Origin of the sequence: Idiomarina sp., from assembly GCF_048265525.1 — a bacterium.
Lineage (GTDB): Bacteria > Pseudomonadota > Gammaproteobacteria > Enterobacterales > Alteromonadaceae > Idiomarina.
Window position 1 is genome coordinate 116022 of sequence record NZ_JBLXBI010000004.1, and the last position, 18449, is coordinate 134470.

The 18449-nt window shown below is 49.4% G+C and carries 13 protein-coding genes; 9 read left to right on the plus strand and 4 right to left on the minus strand.

Going from position 1 to position 18449, the window contains the following annotated elements; translation table 11 throughout:
• Positions 1-5: 5 nt before the first annotated feature.
• Entirely contained in the window at positions 6-3107 is a 3102-nt protein-coding gene (locus tag ACN0TF_RS09705) for an efflux RND transporter permease subunit (RefSeq protein ID WP_417441753.1), read from the plus strand.
• A 202-nt stretch (positions 3108-3309) separates the two neighbouring features.
• On the opposite strand, the gene ACN0TF_RS09710 is transcribed toward ACN0TF_RS09705, so the two are convergent.
• Entirely contained in the window at positions 3310-4188 is an 879-nt protein-coding gene (locus ACN0TF_RS09710) for a LysR family transcriptional regulator (RefSeq protein ID WP_417441754.1), read from the minus strand.
• A 106-nt stretch (positions 4189-4294) separates the two neighbouring features.
• On the opposite strand from ACN0TF_RS09710, the gene ACN0TF_RS09715 reads away from it, so the two are divergent.
• The 4 genes from ACN0TF_RS09715 (at position 4295) to ACN0TF_RS09730 (ending at position 11564) form a co-directional block, all read left to right on the plus strand.
• Positions 4295-5362 (plus strand): efflux RND transporter periplasmic adaptor subunit, encoded by a 1068-nt coding sequence (locus ACN0TF_RS09715; protein ID WP_417441755.1) that lies wholly within the window; start codon positions 4295-4297, stop codon positions 5360-5362.
• Complete coding sequence (locus ACN0TF_RS09720) at positions 5362-8415, plus strand: efflux RND transporter permease subunit (protein WP_417441756.1); 3054 nt, start codon at positions 5362-5364, stop codon at positions 8413-8415. The genes ACN0TF_RS09715 and ACN0TF_RS09720 overlap by 1 nt, the downstream gene beginning before the upstream one ends.
• Before the next feature lie 141 nt (positions 8416-8556).
• Positions 8557-11145 carry a bifunctional aconitate hydratase 2/2-methylisocitrate dehydratase gene (gene acnB, locus ACN0TF_RS09725; protein ID WP_417441757.1) on the plus strand — a complete coding sequence of 863 codons (2589 nt, stop codon included), beginning with the start codon at positions 8557-8559 and terminating at the stop codon, positions 11143-11145.
• A gap of 233 nt (positions 11146-11378) precedes the next feature.
• Positions 11379-11564, plus strand: a complete 186-nt coding sequence (locus ACN0TF_RS09730) for a hypothetical protein (RefSeq protein ID WP_417441758.1) — start codon at positions 11379-11381, stop codon at positions 11562-11564.
• 209 nt (positions 11565-11773) lie between these two features.
• Here the strand turns inward: ACN0TF_RS09730 and ACN0TF_RS09735 are convergent, their stop codons facing one another.
• Positions 11774-13516, minus strand: a complete 1743-nt coding sequence (locus ACN0TF_RS09735) for a DUF885 domain-containing protein (protein WP_417441759.1) — start codon at positions 13514-13516, stop codon at positions 11774-11776.
• A 116-nt stretch (positions 13517-13632) separates the two neighbouring features.
• Between ACN0TF_RS09735 and ACN0TF_RS09740 the strand changes: the two genes are divergently transcribed.
• On the plus strand, positions 13633-14598 hold the full coding sequence (locus ACN0TF_RS09740; protein ID WP_417441760.1) for a Dyp-type peroxidase: 966 nt from the start codon (positions 13633-13635) through the stop codon (positions 14596-14598).
• Here ACN0TF_RS09740 and argR read toward each other — a convergent pair.
• Positions 14574-15047 (minus strand): transcriptional regulator ArgR, encoded by a 474-nt coding sequence (gene argR, locus ACN0TF_RS09745; RefSeq protein ID WP_011233732.1) that lies wholly within the window; start codon positions 15045-15047, stop codon positions 14574-14576. The genes ACN0TF_RS09740 and argR overlap by 25 nt on opposite strands.
• Positions 15048-15234: 187 nt before the next feature.
• Between argR and mdh the strand changes: the two genes are divergently transcribed.
• Positions 15235-16167, plus strand: a complete 933-nt coding sequence (gene mdh, locus ACN0TF_RS09750) for a malate dehydrogenase (protein ID WP_417441761.1) — start codon at positions 15235-15237, stop codon at positions 16165-16167.
• Positions 16168-16638: 471 nt separating this feature from the next.
• Here mdh and ispB read toward each other — a convergent pair whose 3' ends face one another.
• On the minus strand, positions 16639-17610 hold the full coding sequence (gene ispB, locus ACN0TF_RS09755) for an octaprenyl diphosphate synthase (protein WP_110013656.1): 972 nt from the start codon (positions 17608-17610) through the stop codon (positions 16639-16641).
• Positions 17611-17802: 192 nt separating this feature from the next.
• On the opposite strand from ispB, the gene rplU reads away from it, so the two are divergent.
• Both rplU and rpmA read left to right on the plus strand, forming a co-directional pair.
• Complete coding sequence (gene rplU / locus ACN0TF_RS09760; RefSeq protein ID WP_253617821.1) at positions 17803-18114, plus strand: 50S ribosomal protein L21; 312 nt, start codon at positions 17803-17805, stop codon at positions 18112-18114.
• 15 nt (positions 18115-18129) lie between these two features.
• On the plus strand, positions 18130-18387 hold the full coding sequence (gene rpmA, locus ACN0TF_RS09765; protein WP_417441762.1) for a 50S ribosomal protein L27: 258 nt from the start codon (positions 18130-18132) through the stop codon (positions 18385-18387).
• Positions 18388-18449: the final 62 nt, after the last annotated feature.

The following is an 18449-nucleotide window of genomic DNA, read 5'->3' on the forward strand; positions in this document are numbered from 1 at the left end:
GTTTTATGTTAGCTCGTATTATTGAAGCCTCCATACGTAATTCGTGGATGGTGTTATTGCTGTTCTTAGGCTTGGCATTCTGGGCTTGGCAGTCGCTGCAGCAAACCAAACTGGACGCAATACCGGATTTATCGGAAGTTCAGGTTATCGTCAAAACCAATTACCCGGGACAAGCGCCGGCGGTAGTGGAAGAGCAGGTGACCTACCCGCTTTCCAGCGTGATGTTGTCGGTGCCCAAAGCCACCTCAGTGCGTGGGTTCTCCTTCTTTGGCGACTCGTACGTTTACGTTATTTTTGAAGACGGCACTGACCCTTACTGGGCCCGCAGCCGGGTGAACGAATACCTTGATCAGGCACAAAACCAGCTTCCGGAGCAAGTTCGGCCGGAGTTAGGGCCCGACGCGTCCGGCATTGGCTGGGTGTATCAATACGCTTTAGTAGACGAAACCAACCAGCGTAACCTGGGTGAGTTAACCCGCCTGCAAAACTGGTTTTTAAAACAGGAACTGCAAAGTGTGCAGGGCGTAGCAGAAATTGCCACCGTCGGCGGTATGGTTGAAACCTACCAGGTGGTGCTGCAGCCGGAAGCCTTGCATCGTTATAACCTTACTCTGAACCAAGTAAAGCAAAGCATTCAGCAGGCCAATAATGAAGTAGGTGGCTCTGTGGTTGAAATGGGCGAAGCCGAATACATGGTACGTGGCTTAGGGTATTTAAAAAGTGTCGAAGACATTCGCAAAATTCCCTTGCCGCTCACATCAGAGCAGCAGGGTACTGTGCTGTTGGAAGAAGTGGCTGATATTCGCATTGGGCCGCAGGTGCGCCGCGGTATTACCGAGCTGAATGGTGACGGCGAAGTCGTGGGTGGTATTGTGGTGATGCGTCATGGCGAAAATGCCCTACAAACCATTGCCGCAGTAAAAGATAAACTGGAGGAGCTAAAACAGGGTCTGCCCGACGGCGTCAAAGTGGTGCCGACCTATGACCGCTCAAACCTGATCCAGGCATCGACAGATAACCTCACCACCAAGCTGATAGAAGAAATGTTCTTTGTTGCTGTGGTGTGCATTTTGTTTCTCTGGCATGCGCGCTCGGCAGTGGTGGCCATTATCAGTTTGCCGCTGTCGGTGTTGTTCGCGGTGTGGATAATGAACATGCTGGGTATCAGTGCCAACATTATGAGCCTGGGGGGAATCGCCATTGCGATTGGTGCGTTGGTGGATGCTGCCATTGTCATGATCGAAAACGCCCACAAGCATCTGCAGAACTATCAGGAACGGCATCAGATAGTAGCTAAAGGCGCCGCGCGGCTGAAAATTGTGAATGAAGCCTGTCGCGAAGTGGGGCCTTCACTGTTCTTCTCGCTACTGGTCATTACCGTCAGCTTTGTTCCGGTATTTGTGCTGCAAGGCCAGCAGGGGCGTCTGTTTGAGCCTTTAGCCTATACCAAAACTCTGGCCATGGCCGCTGCCGCAATTATTGCCGTGACACTTATTCCCGTGCTGATTGCGTTACTGGTTCGTGGGAAAATACCTGCTGAAGAAAAGAACTGGTTGTCGCGTGGGTTAATTGCGCTTTACCGGCCACTGCTGGCTTTCACACTTAAGTTCCCTAAAACCATTATCGTGCTGGCTCTTTTGGTTACGGCTTCTGCCTGGCACCCGTATAAAGAACTCAATTACGAGCTGATGCCGCCGCTACATGAGGGTGACCTCATGTACATGCCCACCACTCTGCCGGGTATCAGTGTTGAAAGTGCCGGTGAGTTGCTACAGCAAACCGATAAGCTCATTGCAGAGCAGCCCGAAGTTGAGCGTGTGTTCGGTAAAGTCGGTCGTGCTGACACCGCCACCGATCCGGCACCAATGACGATGATAGAAACCAGCATTACTCTCAAGCCTGAAAGTGAATGGCGTGAAGGAATCACGGTGGACGACATCATTGCTGAGCTGGATGACCGGGTGCAAATACCTGGCGTGACCAACGCCTGGGTTCAGCCTATTCGTACCCGCATTGAAATGCTGGCCACCGGCGTTAAAACCCCGTTGGCTATTAAAGTCAGCGGTAGTGACTTTCGTGAAATAGAAAAGTTGGCGACCCGTATTGAAAATACTCTTTCTCAAGAGGAGGCGACAGGTTCGGTCATTGCAGAGCGCTCTGGTGGCGGTCGTTATATCGAGATAGAGCCTAAACTGCGTGAAGCTGCCCGTTACGGCATTAGCCAAAGCGACATTCACGATCATATTCAGTACGCGATTGGTGGTGCGAATATTGCGACATCGGTACAGGGAAATGAGCGTTTTCCTATCAACTTGCGCTATCCGCGAGAGCAACGCGACCATATCGAGAAGCTGAAAACTCTGCCGGTTAAATCGGCCTCCGGAAAATGGCTGACGTTATCCGATGTGGCTGACATTAGGGTGACTCAGGGCCCAGCTATGCTGAAAAGTGAGGACGCCCGCTTAAGCAGCTGGATCTTTATTGAACCGGCTAAAGGCATCACGGTTAGCGACTACATTAATCAAGTCGGCGATGCTATGGCTAAAATGGAAATACCGGTAGGTTACAACTGGAGCTGGACCGGGCAATACAAAGCCATGCAACAGGTGGAAAGTGATTTAAAAGAGATCATTCCTCTGACGTTGCTGGTTATTCTGTTGTTGCTTTACATGACCTTCCGTTCGCTACCGCAGGCATTACTGGTGATAGGTACCTTACCTCTGGCATTAACCGGTAGCTTATGGCTGATTTATCTGTTGGATTACAATCTGTCACTGGCCGTTATTGTCGGCATGATAGCTCTTGCCGGTGTCGCCGCGGAATTCGGCGTGGTGATGTTGTTGTATTTAAACAATGCCTGGAAAGCCGTGGCGTACGACAAAAATCAGCTAAAAGCAGCAGTAGAAGAAGGCGCGTTGCTGCGGGTACGACCCAAAGCCATGACCGTGCTGACCATTATTGTCGGCCTACTACCGATAATGCTGGGCGGCGGTGTTGGTAACGAAGTCATGCAGCGCATCGCCGCTCCTATGGTGGGTGGTATGGTACTGGCACCACTAATTTCCATGCTAGTGATCCCCGCCGTGTTTTATCTAGCGCGGAAGTAATTACTTATGGGTCTGAATTTATAGGTCAGGTGGTGTGGTGGATAAAGAGTGCGCCAGACGGCTGTAGTGAACCATTGAGGAGGTGTGCAGCGCCATGGATGGCGCTGCCCAAGCCCTACAGGGATGTATTCACGGGCGTCCTCCACAATGGTTCACTACAGCCTCCAGCGCTCGTCATCCGGCACACCACCTGACGTGAACGTTAGGCAAACCGCTGCCAGATAGCGTTAGCAGCGGGGCCTAACGTCCTGTTTGCAGAGCGCACCAAATGAATTTCGAGGCGCACTTGCTGAACGAATCCGGGAATGCTAATTTCAACCAGCTTGCCCTGCTCAAGGGCGTCCAGGGCAATGTGTTTGGGAATAATGCCCCAGCCAAAACCGGCCATTAGCAATTCAAACTGAGTGTTAACCTCATTTACCCTTATGCGCTGCTGGCTGGGCAGACGCAGTACTGCATCCAGATTAATGCCTATCTCCAGGTTTTGCGGCACCAGCATAGGCAGCTCTAATAAATCCTGGCGGCTTTGCGGCATACGACCAAACTCTTTCATTAGCGCAGTTGAAATCACAACCGTTAATTCAAACGGTGCTACCGGCAGGGTTTCAAAGTCGCCATATTGACGAAATAAAGGCAGCCAGGGGCACAAAGCTAAGTCGGCACTGCCGTTATCTATACGCTTCAGCGCCCGCATTTGTGACTCGCCGTCTACGTGCAGTTCGGTAGTCGGGTATTGTTGTTGAATGTGCTGGATGCTGGGCACCCAAAGCTTACTGTCGCAGGTATGGTCATAGCATAGTGTCAGCAGGGGTTCGGCCCCATGTTTCAACTGTGTTGCCAGCGACTGGAGACGCTGTTGCTGGCGCACCACTTCTTCTGCCTGACGTAAAAAGTGTTGCCCCTGCTCGGTCAGTTCCAGTCGATAGCCATCGCGGTTAAATAGAGCGAAACCCGCGTTCTCTTCCAGTTTTTTTAACGCCATGCTAACCGCGGACTGTGTGCGGTTGAGTTGCTCGGCTGTTTTTTGCAGACTACCGAGGTTAGCTACCGTGATCATCATTTTTAGGTGAGATAAATTCATTAAATTTTTCTGATTATCTTTTTAATTTTAATTCAATATAACTGTAACTATACTTACGGTAAACTTATTCCAATTAAATTTCCCTGAAAATATCGGAACCAAATTCATGCGCTGGCTGAAACCTCTTTCTATCGCTCTGGCCGCTGTTGTTGTAGCGGCGTGCAGTGAACAAGCAGAAGTTAATGATACTCAACAGGCGCGTCCCGCGCGGCTTATGCAGGTGGCTGAAGCCGACGGGCCGCGGCTACGTGAATTTCCTGCTGTGGTAGAGGCGGCCAAAGTGGCTCAACTGACGTTCCGTGTCGCCGGAGAAATTACTGAGTTACCAGCCCGCCCGGGTACCGAAGTCAAGCAGGGCGATCTCATCGCGCAGTTGGATCCAACCGACTACCAACTGGCTGTCGATCAGGCGAAAGCACAATATGAACTGGCATCATCTCAATACGATAGAAACAAAGTTTTGGTTAATGAAGGTGTCATGTCGGAAGGGCAGTTTGACCAAATAGAGTCAGAATTAGCCGTTGCTAAGTCAAACTACGAAACCGCAAAAGCGAACCTACGCTATACCAGGCTCACAGCACCTTTTGACGGCGTTGTAGCTAACCTGGCCGTGGAAGCTTATGAGAATGTGCAGGCTAAACAGCCCATTGTGACGTTACAAATCAGCAACGCTATTGATATCAGTATTAATGTACCGGAAAAACTCTTTGCCAAGGTTAAAAAGCAAATCGATTATCAGCCTGAAGTGCGCTTTGATGCCGCACCGGAATTTACTTATCCGGCTCATTTAAAAGAGTGGGACTCGCAGTCTGATGGCGCGACGAATGCTTATGAAGTCGTATTCACTTTACCTAAACCTCAAGATATCAACGTGCTGCCAGGCATGACCGCAACGGTTATTGTCGATATTAATGAAGTGCTGCGCTCCTCTCAAATTGGCATGGTGGTTCCGGCTAAAGCGGTGTTTAGTGAAACAAACGACGCTTCCTATGTCTGGGTTGTTAACGACGATATGCGCGTGCAAAAACGTAAAGTGAATGTCGGACCAATGACCAACGATGGCCTTACGGTACTCGACGGGCTGCAGGAGGGGGAAACCATAGTCATAGCAGGCGTTCATCAGCTGAAAGATAATCAGCAAGTTCGTGAATGGCAACGTGAACGGGGTCTGTAATGAATATAGCTCAATACAGTATGGAGCGAAAAACCACGAGCTGGATGTTATTCCTCATCCTGTTAATTGGTGGTCTGGTTGCCCTGACTCAGCTTGGTCGTCTGGAAGATCCCAAATTCACAATTAAGCAAGCTATGGTCATTACGCCATACCCGGGGGCATCAGCTCAGCAGGTAGAAGAAGAGGTGACCTACAAGCTGGAAAATGCCATTCAGGAACTAAGTTACGTCGACCACGTAAAGTCAATTTCCAAGCCCGGGTTGTCGCAAATAACGGTTGAGATGAAAAGCATCTACCGCGAAGAGCACTTGCACCAAATATGGGACGAATTGCGGCGTAAAATTAACGACACCAAAGGCCAGCTCCCTCCGGGCACCAGCGAACCCATTATTCGCGATGACTTTGCCGATGTGTATGGCGTTATGATGGCTATTACCGGGCCGGATTATTCCTATAAAGATATTGAGCATTATGCTGACTTTTTGCGTCGTGAACTGGTTTTGGTTGATGGTGTAGGCAAAGTGACTCTTGCAGGAGAGCAGCAAGAGCAGGTTGTGGTGGAAGTATCACGCTCACGTCTGGCCAATTTTGGTATCCCTCCCAGCCGTATTGCCGGGCTGTTGCAAACTCAGAATGCCGTAGCAAACGCCGGACGGGTAACCGTTGATCAGGAAGCATTGCGCATTGCCACCAGCGGTGAATTTGCCGATGTTGAAGATATGGAAAAGCTGGTTATCAGTAACCCCGGAGCCGCTGAAAGAATCTATCTACGCGATGTAGCAACTATTTATCGGGAAACCAAGGACATTCCGGATCACGTGGTGCGTTATAACGGGCAGGCCTCTTTGTGGCTGGCGCTTTCTTTTGCTGACAACGTGAACGTTGTGGAAGTGGGCGAGCGCCTGCAAAAACGAATGAATGAGCTGGAGTACGCTAAGCCTCTGGGAATGTCGGTCGACCGCATTTACGACCAGCCGCATCAGGTCGAGAACTCAGTTAATGATTTTCTGCTGAATCTGGTAGAGGCGGTGGCCATTGTTATTATTGCGTTGCTGCTGACTATGGGCTTCCGCAGTGGCTTGCTTATAGGCACGGTTTTATTACTCACCGTGCTGGGCACCTTTATTTTCATGCGCATTGGCGATATTAACCTACAGCGGGTATCGCTGGGTGCGTTGATTATTGCGCTGGGGATGTTGGTAGATAACGCGATAGTCATTGCCGACGGTATTATGGTCGGTATGCGACGGGGTATGAGTAAAGTGGATGCCGCGGTTAGTGTGGTTAAGCAGAATCAGTGGCCGCTACTGGGTGCTACCGTTATCGGTATTATTGCTTTTGCGCCTATTGGCCTGTCGGCTGACGCCACCGGTGAATTTGCCGGAAGTTTATTCTGGGTGCTACTCATCTCCTTGCTGCTGAGCTGGGTGACTGCGTTGACGCTTATACCGTTTCTGGCCGATCGCCTATATTCCGCGAAGGACATTGGCAGTGGTGATGATCAGGACGATGTCTTCTCTCACCCTGTATACCGGGGTTATAAGAAGACGTTGGCAGTTTGTTTGCGGCACCGAATTATCAGCATGGTAGTGATGCTGGCAATGCTGGTTGCGGCTGTGGTTGGATTCGGCCAGGTGAAACAGGCATTTTTCCCGCCATCAACAACGCCATTATTTTATGTTGACCTCTGGTATCCACAAGGCACCGATATTCGTCATACCGAACAAGATTCTAAGCGGCTGGAAGACTACCTGCTGGAGAAAAGCGAAGTCACGTCGGTAGCTACGACCATAGGCCAGGGAGCACCGCGGTTTACCCTGACCTATCTGGTGGAGAAAAGTTACGAAAGTTATGCGCAGTTACTGGTGCGGGTAGAAGACAAAGACGTTATGGACACTTTAATGAGCGATATTCGCCAGCGAATTCGCGAAGAGCATCCGGACGTTGAGGACAAACTGATACGGGTTGAAATTGGTCCGGCTACTCCGGCCAAAATTGAAGCGCGTTTTTCCGGTCCGGATATTGATACTCTGCGTGAGCTGAGTAAAAAGGCGCAGAACATTCTTGCCGAAGACTCCGGTGCGGTAAACATTCGCTCTGACTGGCGTACGCCGACCAAATTGTTGCGCCCGGAATATGACGAGGCGGCAGGCCGGCGTGCCGGAATTACGAAAGAAGATGTGAATAACCTGCTACTGGCCAACTTTGTGGGTCGACAGATTGGCATTTACCGTGATGGCACTGATTTATTACCGATAGTGCAGCGTGCACCGGCAGCAGAGCGGGTCGATTTGGATAATTGGCAGGAGCTGCAAATTTACAGTCCGGCGTTCGACCGTTTTGTGCCCCTGGCTCAAGTTGCGCGTTCAATTGACGTGGTTTGGGAAGATCCCTTAATACTTCGTCGTGACCGTAAGCGAACACTCACTGTTATGGCCGATCACGATTTACTGGGTGAGGAAACGGCCGCACAAGTATTTGAGCGTGTCCGGCCTAAGCTTGAGGCTATCGACTTGCCGTTAGGCTACGAATTAACCTGGGGCGGCGAGCATGAAGCCGCCGGTAAAGCCGAAAAAGCTTTGTTTGGTGCCTTGCCCTTAGGTTTTCTGGTGATGTTTATTATCACCGTGCTGCTGTTTAACAGTATTCGTCAGGCTGCAGTGCTGTGGACGACAGTGCCACTTTCCATTATTGGAGTCACTGTTGGACTCTTGCTACTGGATAAACCTTTCGGCTTTATGGCCTTGCTCGGCTTCCTCAGCCTCTCCGGCATGCTGATTAAAAACGGTGTGGTGTTGCTGGAACAGGTTAATGCTGAGCTGGACGCTGGTAAAGAGGCGGCTCAGGCGTTAAGCGATGCCGCCGTCAGCCGTGTTCGTCCGGTAGGAATGGCGGCAGCCACTACCATTTTGGGCATGATACCGCTACTGTTTGACGCCTTCTTTGCCAGCATGGCAACGGTCATTATGTTTGGTCTTGGTTTTGCCACCTTGCTGACCTTGTTTGTTGTGCCTGTCATGTACGCCATAGTACAACGAGTACCGCGCCCGTAACCCGGGCGCATTCACCCCGTTTATACCCTGAATTATCTGTTTTATAGCCCCGTGTCATGGGAATTTAACAGTAAAATCCGTATAATGCGCCGCACTAGTGAACCGTCTAGAATTCATGCAAGCAAATGAGAGGTACTATAAGTGCTTAAAGAATATCGTCAGCACGTAGAAGAGCGCGCCGCAGAAGGCATCCCTCCGAAGCCATTAAATGCCGAGCAAGTAGCCGATTTAGTGGAATTACTGAAAAATCCCCCAGCAGGCGAGGAAGGCTTCCTGGTTGAGCTGCTGGCCGAGCGTGTACCGCCGGGTGTGGATGAAGCAGCCTATGTTAAAGCAGGCTTTTTAAGCGCCGTTGTTAAGGGCGAAATTGAAAGTCCGGTTGTGAGTAAAGAATACGCAGTGAAACTGCTGGGCAATATGCACGGCGGTTACAACATCGTCACTTTAGTAGAATTGCTGGACGACTCTCAGCTGGCTGAACTGGCGGCAAAAGAACTGAAAGAAACTATCTTAATGTTCGACGCTTTCCACGACGTGGAAGAGAAAATGAAAGCCGGTAATGCGCTGGCGAAAGAAGTGGTTGAATCCTGGGCCAACGCTGAATGGTTCACCAACAGCGACGAGCTGGCTAAGTCAATTAAAGCAACTGTCTTTAAAGTGACTGGCGAAACCAATACCGATGACCTGTCTCCGGCACCGGATGCCTGGTCTCGTCCGGACATTCCTTTGCATGCTAAAGCCATGTACAAAATGCCACGCGAAGGCATTACTGATGCAGGCAAGCAAATTGAAGAATTGAAAGAAAAAGGTCACCCGGTTGCCTTCGTTGGTGACGTAGTGGGTACCGGTTCTTCGCGTAAATCTGCGACCAACTCAGTACTGTGGAACATTGGCGAAGACATGCCGGGCACACCAAATAAACGTGCTGGCGGTATCTGTATTGGCTCTAAAGTCGCGCCTATTTTCTTCAATACCATGAAAGACGCAGGTGCGTTGGTATTTGAAGTCGACGTAGAAAAAATGAATATGGGCGATGTCATCACTATCTACCCATACGAAGGCAAAATCGAGAACGAAGCCGGCGACGTTATCGCTGAATACGATTATGCGTCTCGCGTAATTTTAGATGAAGTCCGTGCCGGTGGTCGTATTAACCTGATTATTGGCCGTGGCCTGACAGAAAAAGCACGTGAATCTCTGGGCATGGGTCCATCAGAATTGTTCCGTAAGCCAGAGCAACCAGCAGACAGCGGCAAAGGTTTCTCGCTGGCGCAGAAGCTGGTCGGTAAAGCGTGTGGTATGGAAGGTGTTCGTCCGGGCGCATACTGCGAACCGAAGATGACCACCGTGGGTTCTCAGGACACTACCGGTCCTATGACTCGTGACGAGCTAAAAGACCTGGCATGCCTTGGCTTTAACTCAGACTTAGTTATGCAGTCGTTCTGCCATACCGCCGCTTATCCTAAGCCGGTTGACGTTGAAACTCAGCATACATTGCCTGACTTCATCATGAACCGTGGCGGCGTAAGCTTGCGTCCGGGCGACGGTATCATCCACAGCTGGTTGAACCGCATGTTGTTACCAGACACCGTTGGTACTGGTGGTGACTCACATACGCGTTTCCCGCTGGGTATTTCATTCCCGGCAGGCTCTGGTCTGGTTGCTTTTGCTGCAGCTACCGGTGTTATGCCATTGGATATGCCAGAATCTGTACTGGTGCGTTTCAAAGGCGAAATGCAGCCGGGCATCACTCTGCGTGACTTGGTTCATGCCATTCCTGCGTTTGCTATCAAAGAAGGTCATCTGACCGTTGATAAGCGCGGTAAGAAAAACATCTTCTCGGGTCGTATCTTAGAAATCGAAGGTCTTGATCACTTAACCGTAGAGCAGGCATTTGAATTGTCTGACGCTTCTGCCGAGCGTTCAGCGGCCGGTTGTACCATCGACCTGTCAGAAGAGTCAGTTGCCGAGTACCTGCGTTCTAACATCACCATGCTGCGTTGGATGATCAACGAAGGCTATGGCGATACACGTACGCTGGAACGTCGTGCCCGTAAGATGGAAGACTGGTTAGAGAATCCACAGCTGACCCGTGCGGACAAAGACGCTGACTACTCGACGGTTATCGAAATTGATCTGAACGACATTAAAGAGCCAATCGTTTGTTGTCCGAACGACCCGGACGATGCGAAGTTTCTGAGCGAAGTTTCAGGCAACAACGTTGATGAAGTCTTCATTGGTTCGTGCATGACCAACATTGGTCACTTCCGCGCGGCGGGTAAATTGTTAGAGAAAAACTCTGACCCATTAAATACCCGTTTGTGGATTGCACCACCAACCAAAATGGACAAAGCCCAGCTGGAAGTCGAAGGCTACTACGACATTTACGAGCGTAACGGTGTTCGTACTGAAATGCCGGGTTGTTCGCTGTGTATGGGGAACCAGGCACGGGTAGAACCAGGCGCAACGGTATTGTCTACGTCAACGCGTAACTTCCCGAACCGTTTGGGTGATGGCGCTAACGTTTATCTGACCTCTGCAGAGCTTGCAGCTGTCGGTGCTATCGTTGGTCGCCTGCCAACTCCGGAAGAATATCTGGAGTACGCACAGGACATCAACTCAATGGCTGGCGAAGTTTACAAATACCTGAACTTCGATCAGATGGATGCTTTCCGCGACGCAGAAAAAGCGGCCAAGGAAAACATCATCCCAACCATCAACGTGGCTTAATGATGGGGAATGGGAACATAATGACCGGTAACAGGAAGACGCCTGCAAGTACGTCCCTGTAAGGCTTGGCTGGCGCCATCCATGGCGCCAGACACTTCCTGTTACCGGTCATAATGTGTTTTCATTCCCAAATAAGTTTACCTAGAACCGCTTCGGCGGTTTTTTTGTGCCTAATTTTCGGGTCGTTTCTTAATGGGCTATAGTTAGATTGGTTGTTCAGGCAGGAGCTAATTATGCAGATAAAAACTATCAGTCACATTAAGCAAAACACACCATCACTAAATGTCGAAGAAGTTATCGCCACATTTAAGCTAATGAACCTAGCTGAGCGGGATATCCGAAACCAGAACTTGCTGTCTGTTAGTGAAGCAAAAGAAAGATTAGGGCGTGAGGTTGGAACAAAGAAGTTTGAGCCTTAAAAGTAGGCTGGTTTAGGCAGTGAATAATGAGTGCGCCGATGGTTATAAGGGCTTTCAGGAGGTGTGCAGCGCTATGGATGGTTTTGAATACGGTAGAAATAAACAAATAGAACTCCCGCTATCAGGAAGTGTCTGGCGCCATGGATGGCGCCAGCCAAGCCTTACAGGGACGTACTGGCAGGCGTCTTCCTGATAGCGGGGGTTTTGTTCTATTTCTGCTCGGCAATCCAGTCGTTGATGTGCTGCTCGAGTACTTTCAGTGGCACGCTGCCGTTTTCCAGTACTGCATCATGGAATTCACGAATATCGAACTTATTACCCAGCTGTTGCTCGGCTTCTGCACGCAAACGCTTAATGGTCAGTTCGCCCAGCTTGTATGAAAGTGCCTGTGCAGGCCAGGTAATGTAACGGTCAATTTCGGTTTTCACATTGTGCAGCGATAACGCAGTGTTATTCGCCATAAACTCCATTGCCCGTTCACGGCTCCAGCCTTTAGCATGCATGCCGGTATCAACTACCAGACGCGCCGCTCGCCACATTTCGTAGCTTAAACGACCAAAGTTGCTGTAAGGGTCTTCATAAAAACCGGCTTCCAGACCTAAGTATTCAGAATACAAACCCCAGCCTTCACCAAAAGCTGAAATATAAGTCTGCTGGCGGTATTCCGGTAAGTCTTTCAGCTCGTTGGCTATAGCGCTTTGTAAATGGTGTCCTGGTACTGCTTCGTGCAGAGTTAAAGCTTCCATCTGGTAAAGCGGACGGCGATCCAGTGCGTAGGTATTTACCCAGTAGAAACCTGCGCGATCATCCCGGCTTGAACCTGAATAACGGCCTGTTGTGTATTTGGGGGCAATCTCAGCCGGTACCGGGGCAATACCATAAGGCTGACGAGGCAAAGTTTTGAACAGCTTTGGAAGTTCGCCGTCCATTTTCTTTGCTATCCAGGCGGCATATTCCAATAACTCTTCAGCAGTTTCCGGGTAAAACTGGTCATCTGTACGTAAAAAGTCGACAAACTCGTCAAAGTTACCGTCAAAACCGGTTTCCTCAATAACTTCCAGCATCTCGCCGCGAATACGCGCAACTTCCTGCAAACCAATTTCATGGATTTCGTCAGCGCTCATATCAAGCGTGGTGTAATGTTTAATTCTGTTCTGGTAGAAAGCATCGCCGTTTGGTAGCTCGCTGGCACCAACACTCTCACGAGAGTTTGGCAGATACTCAGTGACCATAAAGTTAAAGTAGTCGTCATACGCGGGCATGACTTGCTGATCAATAGCGGTTAACGCATCTTCTTTTAGCTGCTTCCACTGCTGGTCATCAATAAAACCCGGTTGATCAGAAAACGGTGAGAAATACACGCTTTGGTCGGCATCTTGTACAATGTAGGCCAGTATGCTTTCTTCAAAGCCAGCCATAGCAGCGGCCGGTTGCGTATAACCTTCCTCTATCGCTTTACGTAACCAATGCGTTTGTTGTTCCATATAACGTGGAATTGAACGCAGCTTCGCAATGTAATTCTGATAGTCCTCAGCTGAAGAAAACGAGGTATACGATGGCATAAAAGCCAAAGAACTGTGGAAGCTTCCTTCTGCTGTTAATGGCATATAGTGTGCTTTAAAACGATACTCATCCACTTTGTTTTTTAACGTATAATGGATCATCGAGTGATTAATTTGGTCATCTTGGCTAAGCGCGTTAAGGTTAACGGCGTTAAGCTGTTCGAGCCACTTTGAGCGTTGTTGGTAGCGTTTTTCTAACGCTTCCGGTGACATATCGGTCAGCTCAGTATCGCTGGACTTATTCAGTTCTTCCCAGATAGTGTCAGCCAGTTGATGAAACTCAGCAGCAGCACTTTGTTGTTGTGTGCTGCTACGCTGGGTTTGGTTATCAGCTGTGGTGGTGCAGGCAGTAACGCCCAGCAAACCAAAAATAAGTATCAGATTACGCATGATTTTTCCTTGCGGTGTCATAACGAATACAGGCATTCTATAATGCCTCTTGCGCTAATTAATGTAAAAGCGAATAGAACGAACCCACAAAAATAACAGTTAAACGGGAGAATAGGGTGGATAAAGCTCAGTCAGGAGTCTACGCGGAACCTAATCTGCATGGTCTGACGTTGTTTTGTCACGTCATGAGCGACGACGTTGAAAGTTTACGTCGCAAGTTAGCTCGTTTTCCAGCTATTTTACGCGATCTTGACGCCCGTTTCTCTGAAGGCATGTTAACAGGCTTTGTTGGCATAGGGGCAGACTACTGGGATATTCTCTATCCGCATAAGCGACCGCTACACTTGCAGGCTTTTCCAGAGCTTAGCGATGGAGACCGTGAAGCGCCAAGACACCCCTATGATCTTGTTATACAAATTCGCTGTGACCGTTTCGACGCTAACTATCTGGCGGGACGCACACTAATGGAATGGTTCGGTTACGACATTGAAGTGGCTGAGCAAATCCGTTCCTTCCGCTATCTGGACGGCCGCGACTTAACCGGCTTTATTGATGCGCCGGATAACCCGCGGGGTATGCGTAAGCGCACAGTCGCTTTAGTTGATGCACAGGACGACGCCGATTTTGTCGACGGCAGCTACTTATTCGTGCAGAAGTTTCGGCATGATTTGCGCCGTTGGGACTATTTAGGCTCGGAAAAGCAGGAACAGTTAATGGGGCGTGAGAAAGTATCCGGTGAACGTTTATCAGAAGCCAAAATAGAAGGTGTCACTCACGCTGCGAAAAGTCGCTTAATTGATAGTAGCGAACAGCCTATTCCACTATTGCGGCAAAATATGCCCTGGGGCGACTTGCGTGAACAGGGGCTTCTGGCCATGTATTTTAGCCATTCGCCTAAAATGGTTGTTCAGTGGTTAAAGAACCGTTATTACGCCGATGAACAAGGGGCTTACGACCCTTTACTTGATTACTCACAAGCTGTATCAAGCTCCGGTTTTTTTGTTCCTTCAATGCGTTTTATGGAAGCGAACAAAGAAGTTGCCGAAGACATAGCTGACTATGAAGAGGGCAATACCGCCTGATTCGCAAACAGCTCGCGCACTTTTCGCAGAGTGAATTCAATATCAGCAACTTTAAGCGGAGCGATAAAAATGGTGTCGTCGCCGGCAATAGTACCAAGTACGCCCTCTTTTTTTCCGACGGAATCCAGTAACCGGGCAATTAACTGAGCGGCCCCCGGACTTGTGCGAATAATGACCATTACATCATTATGCTGAATATCCAGTACAAGCTGGCTTAATGGTGCCCGGGTGGAAGGCACTGCTAAATCAGGCGGTAAACAGTAGACCATTTCCTGCTTTGCATTGCGGGTACGAACCGCTCCTTGCTTACTCAGCATGCGCGACACTTTCGACTGACTAATGTTATCAAAGCCCTCGGCTTTCAAGGCGTTAACAATTTCTCCCTGAGAGCCGTAACGCTCTTCGCGGAGCAAAGTTTTAAAAGCTTCGAGTAACGTGTCCTGCACCATGTGAGTGTCAAATTCCTATGCTGTTTACGTGCTATAATTATGGACAGTGTACTGCATAAAGATGCGCTATTCGAGTGCTGAATATGTATCGGGCAAAGTTGTATTTTTACTGATATAGGAGTACAGTTTTGCCCCAAATTCTGCATTTTTAAGCAGTTTAAATTGACCAACAAAAACGGAGTCTGAGATGAAAGTAGCCGTATTAGGTGCGGCCGGTGGTATCGGCCAGGCATTGTCATTACTTCTGAAAACCCAATTACCAGCAGGTTCAGAGTTATCGTTGTATGACGTTGCGCCAGTAGTTCCAGGTGTGGCGGTTGACTTAAGTCATATCCCTACCGACGTGAAAGTAACAGGCTTCGGTAAAGACGACCTGGCATCAGCATTAGTTGGCAGCGACATCGTATTAATTCCTGCCGGCGTACCACGCAAGCCGGGCATGGATCGCTCTGACCTGTTCAACATGAACGCAGGCATCGTTAAAAACTTAGTGCAAGGCGTTGCAGACAACTGCCCTAACGCTTGTGTTGGTATCATTACTAACCCAGTAAACACCACCGTTCCAATCGCTGCTGAAGTACTGAAGCAAGCTGGTTGCTACGACAAGCGTAAGCTGTTCGGTGTTACCACACTTGACGTTATTCGTTCAGAAGCCTTTGTAGGTGAGTTGCGTGGTCTGAACCCAGAAAACGTAGAAGTTCCGGTAATTGGCGGGCACAGCGGTACCACTATTCTGCCATTGCTGTCTCAGGTTGAAGGCGTTGAGTTTACAGAGCAAGAAATCAAAGACTTAACTCACCGTATCCAGAATGCCGGTACTGAAGTTGTCGAAGCTAAAGCTGGCGGCGGCTCAGCAACCCTTTCTATGGGACAGGCAGCAGCACGTTTTGCATTGTCACTGCTGAAAGGTTTACAAGGTCAGGACACTATTGAATGCACCTACGTAGAAGGCCCGGGCGACAACGCTAAGTTCTTCGCGCAACCAGTACGCTTAGGCAAAAATGGCGCAGAAGAAATCCTGTCTTACGGCAAACTAAGTGCATTCGAACAAAAATGCATGGACGAAATGCTCGACGGCCTGAAAGGCGACATACAAACTGGCATCGACTTCGCCAGCTAAGCTGAAACATTGGGGGCGGGCCAGCATTGGCTGGCCATTGCAGGTTATCTTCCGAAAGACGCCTGCAAGTACGTCCCTGTAAGGCTTGGGCAGCGCCATCCTTGGCGCTGCACACTTTCTCCAGATAACTCACAATGGCGTATCGCCAATACTGACCTTCCCCAATATTTTTCCAGCTAGACGTACGCTCAAATGTTCCAATTGATACACAGTGTTAGCTTTTTAATTATCAGGCTAGAAGATGGTTAAAAGGGGCAGGCTGTTGGATTGCGAGCGTTACGAGTGTTGAAGGTTTCTATGGCGGAGTGTAGAAGGCCATGGATGGCGATGCTAAATGGAAATGCCTAAAGCGGGAAGGGTTCTGTTTCGGAGGTGTGTAGCGCCATGGATGGCGCTACCCAAGCCCTACAGGAATGTATTCACGGGCGTCCTCCGAAACAGAACCCGATCCCCCCAAGGCATTTCCTTCCTCTAAGCTACCCTGTCGACTGCCAGGTGGGTTAGGGTGAGCAGGGCTTGTTTGTAGTCGGAGTCGGGGAGTTCACTTAGGGATTCACGCGCTTGTTCGGCGGCTTCTAAGGCTTTGTCGCGGGTGTACTGCAAGGCTCCCGTTCGTTCCATAGCGGTTAGCACGGTTTGTAAGTGCTCACGCCCGTCGCCTTGTTCAATGGCTTCACGAATCAGCTTTTGCTCTACTTCGTTGCCGTGCCACATAGCGTATAACAACGGCAGCGTTGGCTTACCTTCCGCTAAGTCATCACCGGCGTTCTTGCCCATAGATTCGCTGTCCGCAGTGTAATCCATTAAATCATCTACCAGCTGAAAAGCAGTGCCCAGGTAACGACCGTAGTCGGCCAGTTGCTGGGTTACTTTTTCGTCTTGTGCGGTTAAGACACCGGCTAACTCTGTAGCTGCTTCAAACAACTTGGCGGTTTTGCCGTAAATAACATTAAAGTAGCTGGCTTCTGAGGTATCCGGGTCGTTACAGTTCATTAACTGTAAGACTTCGCCTTCAGAAATGATGTTGGTGGCGTCCGCTAGAATACGCAGAATCCGCAGGGAGTCTAAATCGACCATTAACTGGAAGGCGCGGGTATAAAGGAAGTCACCAACGAGTACGCTGGCTTCATTACCGAACACTGCGTTGGCGGTTTTGCGTCCGCGGCGCAGTTCCGATTCATCAACGACGTCGTCGTGAAGCAGAGTCGCGGTATGAATAAACTCGATAATCGTAGCAAGTTTGCGGTGATCGTTACCTTCATAACCCAGAGCCCGACAAGCTAATATGGCGAGCAGCGGCCGTAAGCGTTTACCGCCACTGTTGACAATATAAAGGCCTAATTGGTTAATTAAGGCAACATCCGATTGAAGTTGTTCACCTATTAATGCATTAACACCAAGCATGTCGTCTTTGGCTAATGCGTTAATGGACTGCATATCCATCATAGATATCTGTTTATTTACAAAATTTAACGGAAAAGAGATGGTACACTATTTATAGCGGAGCGGAAACTCAATCCGCGGTAAGCGGCGCTGCTTTTAAGTTCAAATTAAGGGTTGCGATCGCCGGCGGGATTACGTACAATTCGCGCCCTGATTTGAATTTGGATGCCCAATAGGGTTGTGGAGAATAATATGTACGCAGTATTCCAAAGTGGCGGTAAGCAGCACCGTGTGTCTGAAGGCCAAATCGTCCGCCTGGAAAAACTGGAAGCAGCTACCGGTGATGTAGTTGAATTCGACCAGGTTTTGATGGTTTCAGACGGCAGCGATGTAAACATCGGTGCTCCGTTCGTATCCGGTGGTAAAGTGAAAGCGGAAGTGATTGATCACGGTCGTGGCGATAAAATTAAAATCGTTAAGTTCCGTCGTCGTAAGCATTCTCGCCGTCAACAAGGCCATCGTCAGTGGTTCACGGAAGTGAAAATCACTGGTATCAACAGCTAATTAAGGGGTAACGACATGGCACATAAAAAGGCTGGTGGTTCTACTAAAAACGGTCGCGACTCAGAGAGTAAACGTCTCGGTGTTAAGCGCTTTGGTGGTGAGTCTGTATTAGCAGGCAACATCCTGGTTCGTCAACGTGGTACTAAGTTCCATGCTGGAAGTAACGTTGGCATTGGTAAAGACCACACATTGTTTGCGACCTCAGAAGGCAAAGTGTCTTTTGAAGTGAAGGGCAGCAAAAACCGTAAATTTGTGAGTGTTATTACTGACTAATAACGCGAACATAAACTGAAAAGTTTCGGTTCTGAAAGCCCTGCCTTACGGCGGGGCTTTTT

Bases quoted from the DNA above. Each gene is read 5' to 3' on its own strand.
- ispB (WP_110013656.1), bottom strand. From the start codon at position 17,610: ATGGATATGCAGTCCATTAACGCATTAGCCAAAGACGACATGCTTGGT.
- ACN0TF_RS09720 (WP_417441756.1), top strand. From the start codon at position 5,362: ATGAATATAGCTCAATACAGTATGGAGCGAAAAACCACGAGCTGGATG.
- rpmA (WP_417441762.1), top strand. From the start codon at position 18,130: ATGGCACATAAAAAGGCTGGTGGTTCTACTAAAAACGGTCGCGACTCA.
- ACN0TF_RS09705 (WP_417441753.1), top strand. From the start codon at position 6: ATGTTAGCTCGTATTATTGAAGCCTCCATACGTAATTCGTGGATGGTG.
- ACN0TF_RS09735 (WP_417441759.1), bottom strand. From the start codon at position 13,516: ATGCGTAATCTGATACTTATTTTTGGTTTGCTGGGCGTTACTGCCTGC.
- ACN0TF_RS09715 (WP_417441755.1), top strand. From the start codon at position 4,295: ATGCGCTGGCTGAAACCTCTTTCTATCGCTCTGGCCGCTGTTGTTGTA.
- ACN0TF_RS09730 (WP_417441758.1), top strand. From the start codon at position 11,379: ATGCAGATAAAAACTATCAGTCACATTAAGCAAAACACACCATCACTA.
- mdh (WP_417441761.1), top strand. From the start codon at position 15,235: ATGAAAGTAGCCGTATTAGGTGCGGCCGGTGGTATCGGCCAGGCATTG.
- ACN0TF_RS09710 (WP_417441754.1), bottom strand. From the start codon at position 4,188: ATGAATTTATCTCACCTAAAAATGATGATCACGGTAGCTAACCTCGGT.
- argR (WP_011233732.1), bottom strand. From the start codon at position 15,047: ATGGTGCAGGACACGTTACTCGAAGCTTTTAAAACTTTGCTCCGCGAA.
- rplU (WP_253617821.1), top strand. From the start codon at position 17,803: ATGTACGCAGTATTCCAAAGTGGCGGTAAGCAGCACCGTGTGTCTGAA.